This window comes from Streptomyces sp. CRCS-T-1, assembly GCF_024442335.1.
Classification (GTDB): domain Bacteria; phylum Actinomycetota; class Actinomycetes; order Streptomycetales; family Streptomycetaceae; genus Streptomyces; species Streptomyces koelreuteriae.
This window is the reverse complement of the sequence record NZ_CP101651.1, coordinates 3,260,136-3,272,407: the sequence shown is the minus strand read 5'-3', so window position 1 is coordinate 3,272,407 and position 12,272 is coordinate 3,260,136. Positions and strand designations below refer to the sequence as shown.

Here is a 12,272-nt window from a genome sequence, read left to right as displayed (position 1 = left end):
GGCACCAGTGGCACCGCAGATCACCGAGCAAGGGTCCCCCTGCCGCACCACTTGGAGGGCGTACCGTGCACCGCCGGCACAACGGGCTCAGGACCGCAGTCCTCCTCGGAGGACTGTCCGCCCTCATCATCGTCATCGGCAGCTTTTTCGGCCGCATGGGGCTCGTCATCGCCGTCCTGGTAGCGCTGGCCACCAACGCGTACGCCTACTGGAACAGCGACAAACTGGCACTGCGCGCGATGCGGGCCCGCCCGGTGAGCGAGTTCGAGGCCCCTGGGCTCTACCGCATGGTCCGCGAGCTCTCCACCCAGGCCCGCCAGCCCATGCCGCGTCTGTACATCTCCCCGACGGAGGCGCCCAACGCCTTCGCCACGGGCCGCAACCCGCGCAACGCCGCCGTGTGCTGCACCGAAGGAATCCTGCGCCTCCTGGACGAGCGCGAGCTGCGCGGAGTCATCGGCCACGAGCTCAGCCACGTCTACAACCGCGACATCCTCATCTCGTCGGTCGCCGGTGCCCTCGCCTCCGTGATCATGTTCCTGGTCAACTTCGCCTGGCTGATCCCGATCGGGCGCTCGGACGACGACGACGGCCCCGGTCTGCTCGGCATGCTGCTGATCATGATCCTGGGCCCGCTCGCCGCCTCGCTCATCCAACTGGCCATCAGCCGCTCCCGGGAGTACCAGGCGGACGCCTCCGGCGCCCAGCTCACCGGCGACCCACAGGCCCTGGCCAGCGCCCTGCGCAAGCTCGAACTCGGCACGAAGCAGCTCCCGCTGCCCCCCGAGCCGCGTATCGAGACCGCCAGTCACATGATGATCGCGAACCCGTTCCGCCCCGGCCAGGGCCTCTCGAAGATGTTCTCCACACACCCGCCGATGGCGGAACGCATCGCCCGGCTAGAGAAGATGGCAGGTGGGAAGCAATGAGGACCATTCTCAACGTCATATGGCTCGTCCTGAGCGGCTTCTGGCTGTTCCTCGCCTATATGCTCGCGGGCCTGCTCCTCTGCATCACCATCATCGGGATCCCGTTCGGCATAGCGGCCTTCCGCATCGGCGTCTACGCCCTGTGGCCCTTCGGGTACACGACGGTCGAGCGCCACGACGCGGGCGCGCCGTCCTGCGTGGGCAACGTGCTGTGGCTGGTGCTCGCGGGCTGGTGGCTGACCCTCGGCCACATCGCCACCGGCATCGCCCTGTGCGTCACGATCATCGGCATCCCGCTCGGCATCGCCAACTTCAAGCTCATCCCGGTCTCGCTGCTCCCGCTCGGCCGCGACATCGTCCGGACCGACGAGCCCTTCACCGCATGCTGACCGCGAGGCCGCGCGGCCCGGTTTCCACAGACCGGGGGTTGTCCACAGGCCCGCCCGGCTGTCAGCGGCGGCCCGCATGATGAACCCATGACCGCGATCGAGCAGTTGCCAGGGGACAAGAGAGCCTGGCCAGCACCGGTGGCGGAGTGCCTGTCCCCACTGCCTCGCGGTCCTACGCACTCCCCGCCCTGGTCCCAGCCCACCGTCGCACTCCATACACAACGGCGCCCACCACCAGCACACCCGCTCCCACGACCACCGAAACCGCCGGCAGCGAGAACGCCAGCACCACGCACCCGGCCAGCCCGACTCCCGCGACCAACCGAGCCGCCGGCACCGTCGATGCCGATACGGATGCCGAATCCAGCGTCCACGCCGACGCGTTGGCCACGGCGTAGTAGGCCAGCACACCGAAGGAGGAGAACCCGATCGCGCCCCGGACGTCCACCGTGGCGGCCAGGACCGCGACCACCGCACCCACCGCCAGCTCCGCCCGGTGCGGCACCTGGAACCGAGGATGCACGACCGCCAGCGCCCCCGGCAGATGCCGGTCCCGGGCCATGGCCAGCGTCGTCCGCGAGACCCCGAGGATCAGAGCCAGCAGTGAGCCCAGCGCGGCCACGGCCGCACCGACCCGCACCACCGGCACGAGCCAGGGGACCCCGGCCGCCCGCACCGCGTCGGCCAGTGGCGCCGCCGCGTCCACGAGACCGTCCGACCCGAGCACCGAAAGGACAGCCACCGCCACACACGCGTACACCACCAGCGTGATGCCCAACGCCAGCGGAATCGCGCGCGGAACGGTGCGCGCCGGGTCGCGTACCTCCTCACCGAGGGTCGCGATACGGGCGTACCCCGCGAACGCGAAGAACAGCAGGCCGGCCGCCTGAAGCACTCCGCCCGCACCGCCCGAGGCCCCGATGCCCAGCCGCCCGGCGTCCGCCGCACCGGACACCAGACACCCGACCACCACGGAAGCGAGGACAGCCAGGACCACCGCCACGATCACCCGCGTCAGCCACGCGGACTTCTGGATCCCGCCGTAGTTCACCGCGGTCAGCGCCACCACGACCGCGACCGCCACCGCATGCGCCTGTCCCGGCCAGACGTACGTGCCCACGGTGAGCGCCATCGCCGCACAGGAGGCCGTCTTCCCGACCACGAACGACCAGCCCGCGAGATACCCCCAGAACTCCCCGAGCCGCTCACGCCCGTAGACGTACGTGCCGCCCGAGGCGGGATACAGGGCGGCGAGGCGAGCCGACGACGTGGCGTTGCAGTAGGCGACGACGGCGGCGACGGCGAGCCCGAGGAGCAACCCGGACCCGGCCGCGTGCGCTGCCGGCGCGAGGGCGGCGAAGATCCCGGCTCCGATCATCGAGCCGACTCCGATGACGACGGCGTCCCCCACGCCGAGGGTACGGCGCAGTCCGGAACCGGAGGCGTTCATGCGTCGCACCCTACTGATCAGTGCAACCGGCGGTCGCCGCCAGGACGTCCTCCTGACCAAGACGGCGTGACAGCGCGCGGCAAGGACGACGCGCGCGGAACGCCCGACGTACGACGCACGGGCACGGCCCGCCGGGAGCAAGATCACATGGCCGGGACAGTGCGGGCACAGCGTGAAAGGGCAGGTTCACGGCATGACCATTATCAGCTGGATCATCCTCGGACTCTTGGCCGGAGCCATCGCGAAATTCCTGCTGCCGGGGCGCGACCCGGGCGGCCTCATCGGCACGACCCTGATCGGCGTCGCGGGCGCCTTCATCGGCGGCTGGATATCGGCCCGCTGGATGGACCACCCGATCACCAAGGACTTCTACGACGGCACGACCTGGGCCGCGGCGATCGGCGGATCGCTCGTCCTCCTGGTCGCCTACCGCCTCCTGTTCGGCAACTCGCGCAGCTGAGCGTGCCCACCGAACGCGGCCGGCAGACGAGAAGGGTGGACACCGACAGGTGCCCACCCTTCCTCGTACCAGTGCGGACCGGGAGCCCCGAGGACCCGACCGGACCTACCGGTAGTTCACGAACTGCAGGGCGAAGTCGTAGTCCTTCTCCTTCAGCAGGGCGATGACGGCCTGCAGATCGTCACGGCTCTTGGAGCTGACCCGCAGCTCCTCGCCCTGCACCTGCGCCTTCACGCCCTTCGGGCCCTCGTCGCGGATGGCCTTCGCCACCTTCTTCGCGTTGTCCTGGGAGATGCCCTCCTTGATCGAAGCGAAGATCTTGTACTCCTTGCCGGAGAGCTGGGGCTCGCCCGCGTCCAGAGCCTTCAGCGAGATGCCGCGCTTGATCAGCTTGGACTGGAAGACGTCGAGGATCGCCTTCACCCGGTCCTCGGAGTTCGCCTCCATGAGGATCTGCTCACCGGACCATGAGATCGAGGCGCCCACGCCCTTGAAGTCGTAGCGCTGCGAGATCTCCTTGGCGGCCTGGTTGAGTGCGTTGTCGACCTCCTGCCGCTCGACCTTCGAGACGATGTCGAAACTGGAGTCGGCCATGTCCTGTGGCTCCTTGTATCGGGGTGCGTATCGTGCGTACCGGCGTACGTGGGCGGCCGCCGGTCCCGTTCAGGTCCCGGGCCGCATCCGGACAAGCCTAGCCACCCCCCGCCCTCCGGGCGCCGATCAATCGGGTGGCGAAGCACCCCTCCACATCAGGTATTGTTTACGTCGTTGCCACGGAGCGCCGCCGAAAAGCGGTTCGAAGGGCAGCAACCCCCGGCGGTGTGCCCGAGCGGCCAAAGGGAGCAGACTGTAAATCTGCCGGCTCAGCCTTCCCAGGTTCGAATCCTGGCGCCGCCACACTGGGGAGAACCCCCTTCCTCTGCGGAGACGCGGAAGAAGGGGGTTTTTCGTATGCGGTGGCCGCGAAGGGTGGCGCGTTCCTTGGGGCAGGGTGGCGCGTATCTCACCCGGCCGGCTGCCACGCTGAACTCCCGCAGCCGCCACAGGCGTTCGCCGCCTCCCTCAGCGACCTGACGCGAGCGGCGGCCCAGCGCGATGCGACCCGACACAGTCAAGCCCATTGATTGACTTAGGCAATCAAGAGCCCCGGGTGGGGGTGCGGTGAGCGAAGAGAGAAGGGGCGCGCAGCAGAGGAGGACAGGCATACTCAGGCCGCTCGCGCGGCACACTGGCTCCATGTCCTCCCGCCGCAGAATCTGCCCCCAGTGCCGCCGCGAGATCGCCGTCGTCGCGGGGCGGTACGCGCGTCACGACCCGCCGGGCGCCCGGGAACACGGCGAACTCACCTCGTGCCCGGGCTCCCGACGACAGGCGCTGCTCGGTGCGGAGCAACCGGCCCTGGACGGCTACGCGGTGCCCGACTTCCCTGGCCAACTGCCTCTGTTCTAGGGAAACTCCACCGGGAAGCCGTCAGTTCCCCGCCACCGACTTCACCGCCACGGACACCGGCGCCGGTCCGCTGATCAGCTCCAGGGTGAGCCCGGCCGTCGCGGCGGTGTCCACCAACTCCGCCAGTACGGCGGCCACGTCGTCACGCGGGATCGGCCCGCGGCCCGTACGCGCCTCCAGGCGGACGAGGCCGGTGCCGGCGTCGTCCGTGAGCTGACCGGGCCGCAGGATCGTCCAGTCCAGGGCGTTCAGGCCGCGCACATACGCGTCCGCCTCGCCCTTGGCGCGCAGGTACACGTCGAAGATCTCGTCGCCCTCGTGCCGAGGGTCGGCGCCCATGGACGACACGACCACCAGGCGCCGTACGCCCGCCTTCACCGCCGCGTCCGCGAAGAGGACCGCCGCGGCCTTGTCCACCGTGTCCTTGCGGGCCGTCCCGCTACCCGGACCCGCGCCGGCCGCGAAGACCGCCGCGTCGGCACCCCGTAGCCGCTCCGCGACCTCGTCCACGGACGCCGACTCCAGGTCGAGCACGACCGGTTCGGCACCGGCCTCCCGCAGATCGTCGGACTGTTCGGCCTTGCGGATGATCCCCGCGACCTCGTCCCCGCGCGCGGCGAGCAACCGCTCCAGCCGCAACGCGATCTGACCATGACCACCAGCGATGACAATGCGCATGCCTTCGACCGTACGCCCGGACGCCCCCGTCCGCCGCACGACTTCGGCCACGCCCCCACCGCCCCTCACCCCAGCGCCCCACACCGGCCCCCGCCCCGCCCTTACGACACTTGCCCCCGCCCCTGCCGCGGCAGCCCCAGTTCCGCCGCGGCCGCCGAATCGCAGTACTCCCGCACCGCGCTGGTCCGTGCCACCACACGCCCCCGGTGCACCACCACCCGGCTGTACGCCAGCGAGAGCGCCCCCGCCAGCCGGTCCCCGCGCACCGCGAGCAGTTCGGCCGGGAAGCCCGCCTCCACGCGCACCTCGGGCAGCCCCAGCACCGCCCGCGCCGACCCGCTCACCGCGTCGTACGCCTCCTCGGGCGCCAGGCCGTAGCGCGAGGCCAGCAGGAACGCCGCCTCCAGCGGGTCGCCACGCCCCACGGGGTTCGACACGTCCCGCAGCGCCCCGCTCCCGGCGGCCACCCGCACCCCGGCCGCGCGCAGCAGCCGTACGGGAGCCGTGCCCCGGTGGTCCACGCCACCGCAGCCGCCCTGCGGCAGGCACACCACCGCCACCCCGGCCGCCGCGAGCTGGTCGGCCGTCCGAGAGGCCACCTCGGTGGGCAGCCGTCCGAGATCGCCGCACGGGCTCAGGGTCACGCCGGGGCGCAGTCCGCCCGCCATCGCCGCGAGCCGGGCCAGCCGCGCCGGGTCCCCGGCGTCCGTGTGCAGGTCGACGGGGCAGCCGTGCTCGGAGGCCACCTCCAGGACCGCCTCCACGTACCCCGTCGGATCCGGGTCGAGGTCGGGCCGGCCGCCCACCACCGAGGCGCCCATCTTCACCGCGTCCCGCAGCACCGCCAGCCCGTCCGCCCCGGCCACCCCGGTCAGCACCCGGGGCATCGCCACCGTCGTCAGCTCGGCCAGGCCCCGTAGCGCCCGCCGTGCCTGCAACACCGCCTCCAGCGCGCCGAGTCCCTGGACGTCCCCCACGCGCACGTGGGCCCGCAGCGCCGTCGCCCCGTGCCCGAGCTGGAGCAGCGCGGCCTCGGTCGCCCGGCGCTGCACGTCCTGCGGCTCGTACGAGACGGGGCCCTCGGCGTCGGCCGACAGGGCCGTGTCGGCGTGGGCGTGCGGTTCGGCCGGGGCCGGCAGGAGCAGATAGCCGCCGAGGTCCACCCGCGCCCCGCACGCGCGCGTGCCGCCCGCCGCCAGGCTGCCGGCCGTCCCGACCGCCTCGATGTGCCCGCCGCCCAGCCGTACGTCCACGGTCCGGCCGTCGGTCAGCCGCGCCCCGCACAGCAGCAGCGACGACGGGTCGGCCGGACCCGGCGAGGACGACGACGGGGGCGGTGGCGGCTGCGGCCGGCTGTCGGGCATCGCACTCCAGGGGCTCGGGCTTGCGCACGGGGAGGACGCATGATCACGCAGAGTGAGTCGAGCCTAGGACGGCCTCCCGCCCATGGCGGGGAGGAGCGCAATAGTCGTACCGGTGTGGCCCGCTGTGCGGAAGGGAAGCCGGAAGGGAAGCGGAAAGGGGAGCGGGAGAGGCGGCAGGGAAGGCGCTCGCGAGGCTGCTCGCAGGACGGTCCGAGCGCCCGCGGCGGGTGCCCCGAAACGGATTTGGGTGAACGGCTGCAGACCGTGTAATGTCTTCATCGCTCGCCCCAATAGCTCAGTCGGCAGAGCGTCTCCATGGTAAGGAGAAGGTCAACGGTTCGATTCCGTTTTGGGGCTCTGGTGTGTGAGGTTCCCGTCGCAAGGCGGGATCCGATCGCATCACAGCGGTGTAGCTCAGTCGGTAGAGCAAGCGGCTCATAATCGCTGTGTCACCGGTTCAAGTCCGGTCACCGCTACTGACAGTAGCCGATTGCGGGGTCGGTCCTTCGATCGGCTACTCTTCTATGCGTTAAACCATCCCATCCGTTCGTCAAGGAGCACTCACGTGGCTGCCACCGACGTCCGCCCGAAGATCACGCTGGCCTGCGTGGAGTGCAAGGAGCGGAACTACATCACCAAGAAGAACCGGCGTAACAACCCGGACCGTCTTGAGATGAAGAAGCACTGCCCGCGTTGCAATGCGCACACCGCGCACCGCGAAACGCGATAAAACAGGCTCGTACACGAGGCCGCTCCCGAGTGATCGGGGGCGGCCTCGCGTCGTTGAATGACCCGTACCGGTCAGTAGAGCAACCAGGAGGTGCCGAGCCATGGCGCTCGACCAGTCCTTCGTGGGGCGGACGTACCCGCCCACCGCGCCCTACGAGGTGGGCCGGGAGAAGATCCGTGAGTTCGCCGAGGCGGTCGGGGACGCCAACCCGGCGTACACGGACGCGGAGGCGGCCAAGGAGCTCGGCCACCCCGACGTGATCGCGCCGCCGACCTTCGTCTTCTCGATCACCTTCAAGGCCGCCGGCCAGGTCGTCCAGGACCCCCAGCTCGGCCTGGACTACAGCCGGGTGGTGCACGGCGACCAGAAGTTCGCCTACCGCCGCCCGGTCCGCGCCGGCGACCGGCTCACGGTCACCTCGACCATCGAGGCCGTCAAGTCCCTCGCGGGCAACGACATCCTGGACATCCGCGGCGAGGTCCACGACGAGGCCGGCGAGCACGTCGTGACCGCCTGGACCAAGCTCGTGGCCCGCGCGGCCGAGGAGGCGTGAGCGATCCCATGACGGCGAAGATCTCCTACTCCGACGTCGAGGTCGGCACCGAACTGCCCGCGCAGACCTTCCCCGTGACCCGGGCGGACCTCGTCCAGTACGCAGGCGCCTCCGGCGACTTCAACCCGATCCACTGGAACGAGAAGTTCGCCAAGGAGGTCGGCCTGCCGGACGTCATCGCGCACGGCATGTTCACCATGGCCGAGGCGATCCGCGTGGTCACCGACTGGGCCGGCGACCCGGGCGCGGTCGTCGAGTACGGCGTCCGCTTCACCAAGCCGGTCGTCGTCCCCAACGACGACGAGGGCGCCCTGATCGAGGTCGCCGCCAAGGTCGCGGCCAAGCTCGACGACAACACCGTCCGCGTGGACCTGACGGCGACCAGCGCCGGACAGAAGGTGCTGGGCATGTCCCGGGCGGTCGTACGGCTGGCCTGAGCCGGCGAGACAGACAGCAGGTAAGGGGCGCTCTCCATTGCGGGGCGCCCCTTACGCGTGAGCTGTCCGCGGTACCCCTTGACGTAGTTAGTGATTAAGTACTAACTTACTTGCATGCCCAGGATGAGTGCGGAGGAGAGGCGCGAGAGCGTCATCCGCGCGGCGACGATCGAGTTCGCCCGCGGCGGTTACCACGGCACGTCGACCGAGGCGATCGCCCGGCGGGTCGGTGTCTCGCAGCCGTATCTCTTCCGGCTCTTCCCCGGCAAGAAGGCGATCTTCCTGGCGGTGGCGCAGCGGTGCGTGGAGGACACGATCCGCACGTTCGCCGAGGCCTCCGAGGGGCTGGAGGGCGAGGAAGCCCTGCACGCCATGGGCAACGCGTACACCAAGGTCATCGCGGAGCGGCCCGAGCGGCTCATGATGCAGATGCAGATGTACGTCGCCGTGAAGGCCGCCGAGGAAGAGGGCGACCACGAGTTCGGCGAGTCGGTGCGGGCCGGCTGGATGCGGCTGTGGGACACCGTCCACGTTCCGCTGGGCGCCGACGTCAACGAGACGACGACCTTCATGGCCTACGGGATGCTCGTCAACTGCCTGGCGGCCATGGGCTTCCCTCCCGAGCATCGCGTCTGGGAGGGGCTGTATCCGTCGGCGCGGCTCAAGGGTCGACTGGAGACCTGACAAGGGAAGGCGGGATTGCCGCGCCTTTTCATGATCGCGAAAGTTAGTAATCAATTACTAATCGATCAAACGAATCACCCCTTGGGGGAGCGATGTCACAGCAGACCGCACGCCGCGGGGGAGCCGCCTGGGCCCTCGTCATCACCAGCGTCGCCGGATTCATGGCGGCCCTCGACAACCTCGTCGTCACCACCGCCCTGCCCTCTATCCGTGAGGATCTCGGCGGCGCCCTGCACGACCTGGAATGGACCGTGAGCGCCTACACGCTCACCTTCGCCGTCCTGCTGATGTTCGGCGCGGCCCTCGGCGACCGCTTCGGCCGCCGCCGGCTCTTCATAGTGGGACTCGCCGTCTTCACCGGGGCCTCCGCCGCCGCGGCCATGGCACCCGGTATCGACTCCCTCATCGCCGCCCGCGCGGTCCAGGGCGCGGGCGCGGCCATCATGATGCCGCTGACGCTCACCCTGCTGACCGCCGCCGTGCCCGCGGCCAAGCGGGGCATGGCGTACGGCATCTGGGGCGCCGTCAACGGACTGGCCGTCGCCTCCGGACCGCTCGTCGGCGGCACCCTCACCGAACACATCTCCTGGCAGTGGATCTTCTGGCTGAACGTCCCGCTGGGCCTGGCCCTGCTGCCGCTCGCCCGCCTCCGCCTCGCCGAGTCGCACGGCACCGGGTCCCCGCTCGACATCCCCGGCACCCTGCTCGCCAGCGGCGGTCTCTTCGGCATCGTCTACGGCCTGGTCCGCGGACCCGTGGACGGCTGGACCGGCTCGCTGGTCCTGACGGGCCTGTTCGCCGGCACCGCACTGCTCGTGGGCTTCGTCCTCTACAGCACCCGTGCCAAGAACCCCATGCTCCCGATGCGGCTCTTCCGCTCCCGGGCGTTCGCCGGCATCAACGCGGCGAGCCTGCTGATGTTCCTCGGCATGTTCGGCTCGATCTTCCTGCTCAGCCAGTACATGCAGGGCGTCCTCGGCTACTCGCCCACCGAGGCGGGCCTCAGGATGCTGCCCTGGACCGGTATGCCGATGCTGATCGCCCCGATCGCCGGCCTCCTGGCCGACCGCATCGGTGGCCGCCCGGTCGTCGCGGCCGGTCTGTTCCTGCAGGCCCTGGGCCTCGGCTACATGGCGGTCGTGGCCACGCCGGACGCCTCCTACGCCGCCCAGCTGCCCGCCCTGATCGTCAGCGGCATCGGCATGGCCCTGTACTTCGCCCCCGCCGCCCATCTGGTGATGTCCAGCGTCCGGCCCCAGGAGCAGGGCATCGCCTCCGGCGCGAACAACGCCCTGCGCGAGGTCGGCGGAGCGCTCGGCATCGCCGTCATGGCGTCGATCTTCGCGTCCCAGGGCGGCTACGAATCCGGCCAGGCCTTCGTCGACGGCATGCGGCCGGCCCTGGTGACGGGCTCGGCGGTGGTCGGCCTCGCCGGCATCGCGGCCCTGCTGATCCCGACCCGGCGGCACACCGAGCGGCAGACGGCCGCTGCCGAACCGGCGCCCGTCCTGGAGACCGCTTCCCGCTGAGACCACAAGGCCTGACCAAGGCCTGGCCACAAGGCCTGACCGCAACGCCTGACCACGAGGATCGACGACCCGAAGGAGGAACCGCCATGCCCACCCTTCCCTGGACCGTCCCGAACACCCCGCCCGACGGCATCGAGGTGCACGTCTTCGCCTCCCGCTTCGAGACCCGCACCCTGTGGGGAGCGCTCAAGTTCCTCGCCGGCACGCCCGCCGTCTGGCGGCAGGTGAGCCGGAGCCCGGGCGCCTACGGGGCCACCCTGAAGGCGCAGCCCTTCAAGCGGACCTTCTGGACGCTGTCCGCCTGGGAGTCGAAGGCCGCGCTCCGCGACTTCGTCCGCTCGGGCGCCCACGGACCGGCCGCCCGGGGCCTCGCCCCGCAGATGGCCGACGCGGCGTTCACCACCTGGCAGGCCAAGAGTGACGAACTCCCGCTCTCCTGGTCCGAGGCGATGCGACGCCTGTCCTGACAGCCACGCGCGCGTGCGGCCGACTTCCTCGCGAAGACGGCCGCACGTACGTGTGCCCGACCCTGTCAGTGCCGTCTCGTACTCTTGAGCCCGTGCAGGAACTCCACGACGCCCCCCTCGCCCCGCTGACCACCTTCCGCCTGGGCGGTCCCGCGACCCGGCTGATCACCGCGACGACGGACGACGAGGTGATCGCCGCCGTCCGCGAAGCCGACGAGGCGGGCACCCCCCTGCTGCTCATCGGCGGCGGCTCGAACCTGGTCATCGGCGACAAGGGCTTCGAAGGCACCGCCCTCGTCATCGCCACCCAGGGCTTCTCCCTCGACGGCACCCGGCTGGAGCTGGCCGCCGGCGAGGTGTGGACCGACGCCGTCGCCCGCACGGTGGAGGCGGGCCTCGCGGGCATCGAGTGCCTGGCCGGCATCCCCGGCTCGGCGGGCGCGACCCCCATCCAGAACGTGGGGGCGTACGGCCAGGAGGTCTCCTCGACGATCACCGAGGTCGTCGCCTACGACCGCCGGACCGGCGAGACGGTCACCCTGGCCAACGAGGAATGCGCCTTCTCCTACCGCCACAGCCGCTTCAAGTCCGACCCGGAGCGCTTCGTGGTGCTGCGCGTGCGCTTCGCCCTGGAGGACGCCGGCGGCCTCTCCGCCCCCCTCCGGTACGCCGAGACGGCCCGCGCCCTCGGCGTCGAAGCGGGCGACCGCGTCCCGCTCGCGTCGGCCCGGGACACGGTGCTCAAGCTGCGCGCCGGCAAGGGCATGGTCCTGGACGCCGAGGACCACGACACCTGGTCGGCCGGCTCCTTCTTCACCAACCCGATCCTCACGGACACCGACTTCGCGACGTTCCGCGCGCGCGTGAAGCAGCGCCTGGGCGACGACGCCGAGCCCCCCGCCTACCCGGCGGGAGACGGCCACTCCAAGACCTCCGCCGCCTGGCTGATCGACAAGGCCGGCTTCACCAAGGGCTACGGCGACGGCCCCGCCCGCATCTCCACCAAGCACACCCTGGCCCTCACCAACCGGGGGACTGCGACCACGGAGGACCTCCTCGCCCTGGCCCGTGAGGTCGTGGCCGGAGTCCACGAGGCCTTCGGCATCACGCTGGTCAATGAGCCGGTGACGGTCGGCGTCAGCCTCCAGTAGGA

The 12,272-nt window shown here is 70.8% G+C and carries 15 protein-coding genes and 3 tRNA genes; 14 read left to right on the top strand and 4 right to left on the bottom strand.

What is annotated here, in order from left to right:
• Positions 1-65: 65 nt before the first annotated feature.
• Both htpX and NNW99_RS14530 read left to right on the top strand, forming a co-directional pair.
• On the top strand, positions 66-929 hold the full coding sequence (gene htpX / locus NNW99_RS14535) for a zinc metalloprotease HtpX (RefSeq protein ID WP_215119509.1): 864 nt from the start codon (positions 66-68) through the stop codon (positions 927-929).
• On the top strand, positions 926-1,318 hold the full coding sequence (locus NNW99_RS14530) for a YccF domain-containing protein (protein WP_215119508.1): 393 nt from the start codon (positions 926-928) through the stop codon (positions 1,316-1,318). The genes htpX and NNW99_RS14530 overlap by 4 nt, the downstream gene beginning before the upstream one ends.
• A gap of 172 nt (positions 1,319-1,490) precedes the next feature.
• On the opposite strand, the gene NNW99_RS14525 is transcribed toward NNW99_RS14530, so the two are convergent.
• Entirely contained in the window at positions 1,491-2,768 is a 1,278-nt protein-coding gene (locus tag NNW99_RS14525; protein WP_215119506.1) for an APC family permease, read from the bottom strand.
• A 193-nt stretch (positions 2,769-2,961) separates the two neighbouring features.
• On the opposite strand from NNW99_RS14525, the gene NNW99_RS14520 reads away from it, so the two are divergent.
• Positions 2,962-3,228, top strand: coding sequence for a GlsB/YeaQ/YmgE family stress response membrane protein (locus NNW99_RS14520; RefSeq protein WP_215119504.1), 267 nt, complete (start codon positions 2,962-2,964; stop codon positions 3,226-3,228).
• A 105-nt stretch (positions 3,229-3,333) separates the two neighbouring features.
• Here NNW99_RS14520 and NNW99_RS14515 read toward each other — a convergent pair whose 3' ends face one another.
• Positions 3,334-3,822: a YajQ family cyclic di-GMP-binding protein gene (locus NNW99_RS14515; protein ID WP_215119503.1), complete on the bottom strand. Its 489-nt coding sequence runs from the start codon at positions 3,820-3,822 to the stop codon at positions 3,334-3,336.
• A gap of 221 nt (positions 3,823-4,043) precedes the next feature.
• Here NNW99_RS14515 and NNW99_RS14510 point away from each other — a divergent pair.
• Together NNW99_RS14510 and NNW99_RS14505 are read left to right on the top strand one after the other, a co-directional pair.
• Positions 4,044-4,125: transfer RNA gene (locus tag NNW99_RS14510), tRNA-Tyr, on the top strand.
• A 339-nt stretch (positions 4,126-4,464) separates the two neighbouring features.
• Entirely contained in the window at positions 4,465-4,677 is a 213-nt protein-coding gene (locus NNW99_RS14505; protein ID WP_215119502.1) for a hypothetical protein, read from the top strand.
• Between the two features lie 21 nt (positions 4,678-4,698).
• Here NNW99_RS14505 and NNW99_RS14500 read toward each other — a convergent pair whose 3' ends face one another.
• Positions 4,699-5,355, bottom strand: coding sequence for an NAD(P)H-binding protein (locus NNW99_RS14500; protein WP_215119500.1), 657 nt, complete (start codon positions 5,353-5,355; stop codon positions 4,699-4,701).
• A 101-nt stretch (positions 5,356-5,456) separates the two neighbouring features.
• The gene (locus NNW99_RS14495) at positions 5,457-6,719 is read right to left on the bottom strand and encodes an amidohydrolase family protein (RefSeq protein WP_215119499.1); all 1,263 of its coding nucleotides are present in this window, start codon (positions 6,717-6,719) and stop codon (positions 5,457-5,459) included.
• A gap of 284 nt (positions 6,720-7,003) precedes the next feature.
• Between NNW99_RS14495 and NNW99_RS14490 the strand changes: the two genes are divergently transcribed.
• The 9 genes from NNW99_RS14490 (at position 7,004) to NNW99_RS14450 (ending at position 12,270) form a co-directional block, all read left to right on the top strand.
• Positions 7,004-7,076 (top strand) — tRNA-Thr (locus tag NNW99_RS14490).
• A gap of 46 nt (positions 7,077-7,122) precedes the next feature.
• Positions 7,123-7,195, top strand: a tRNA-Met gene (locus NNW99_RS14485).
• 89 nt (positions 7,196-7,284) lie between these two features.
• Positions 7,285-7,449, top strand: coding sequence for a 50S ribosomal protein L33 (rpmG, locus tag NNW99_RS14480; protein WP_003948671.1), 165 nt, complete (start codon positions 7,285-7,287; stop codon positions 7,447-7,449).
• A gap of 100 nt (positions 7,450-7,549) precedes the next feature.
• Complete coding sequence (locus NNW99_RS14475) at positions 7,550-8,002, top strand: MaoC family dehydratase N-terminal domain-containing protein (RefSeq protein WP_215119497.1); 453 nt, start codon at positions 7,550-7,552, stop codon at positions 8,000-8,002.
• An 8-nt stretch (positions 8,003-8,010) separates the two neighbouring features.
• The gene (locus NNW99_RS14470) at positions 8,011-8,439 is read left to right on the top strand and encodes a MaoC family dehydratase (protein ID WP_215124279.1); all 429 of its coding nucleotides are present in this window, start codon (positions 8,011-8,013) and stop codon (positions 8,437-8,439) included.
• A 114-nt stretch (positions 8,440-8,553) separates the two neighbouring features.
• Positions 8,554-9,123 (top strand): TetR/AcrR family transcriptional regulator, encoded by a 570-nt coding sequence (locus NNW99_RS14465; RefSeq protein ID WP_215119495.1) that lies wholly within the window; start codon positions 8,554-8,556, stop codon positions 9,121-9,123.
• Positions 9,124-9,215: 92 nt separating this feature from the next.
• Entirely contained in the window at positions 9,216-10,652 is a 1,437-nt protein-coding gene (locus NNW99_RS14460) for an MFS transporter (RefSeq protein ID WP_215119492.1), read from the top strand.
• 86 nt (positions 10,653-10,738) lie between these two features.
• Positions 10,739-11,119 (top strand): DUF3291 domain-containing protein, encoded by a 381-nt coding sequence (locus NNW99_RS14455; protein ID WP_215119491.1) that lies wholly within the window; start codon positions 10,739-10,741, stop codon positions 11,117-11,119.
• A 92-nt stretch (positions 11,120-11,211) separates the two neighbouring features.
• Positions 11,212-12,270, top strand: coding sequence for a UDP-N-acetylmuramate dehydrogenase (locus NNW99_RS14450; RefSeq protein WP_215119490.1), 1,059 nt, complete (start codon positions 11,212-11,214; stop codon positions 12,268-12,270).
• Positions 12,271-12,272 lie beyond the last annotated feature (2 nt).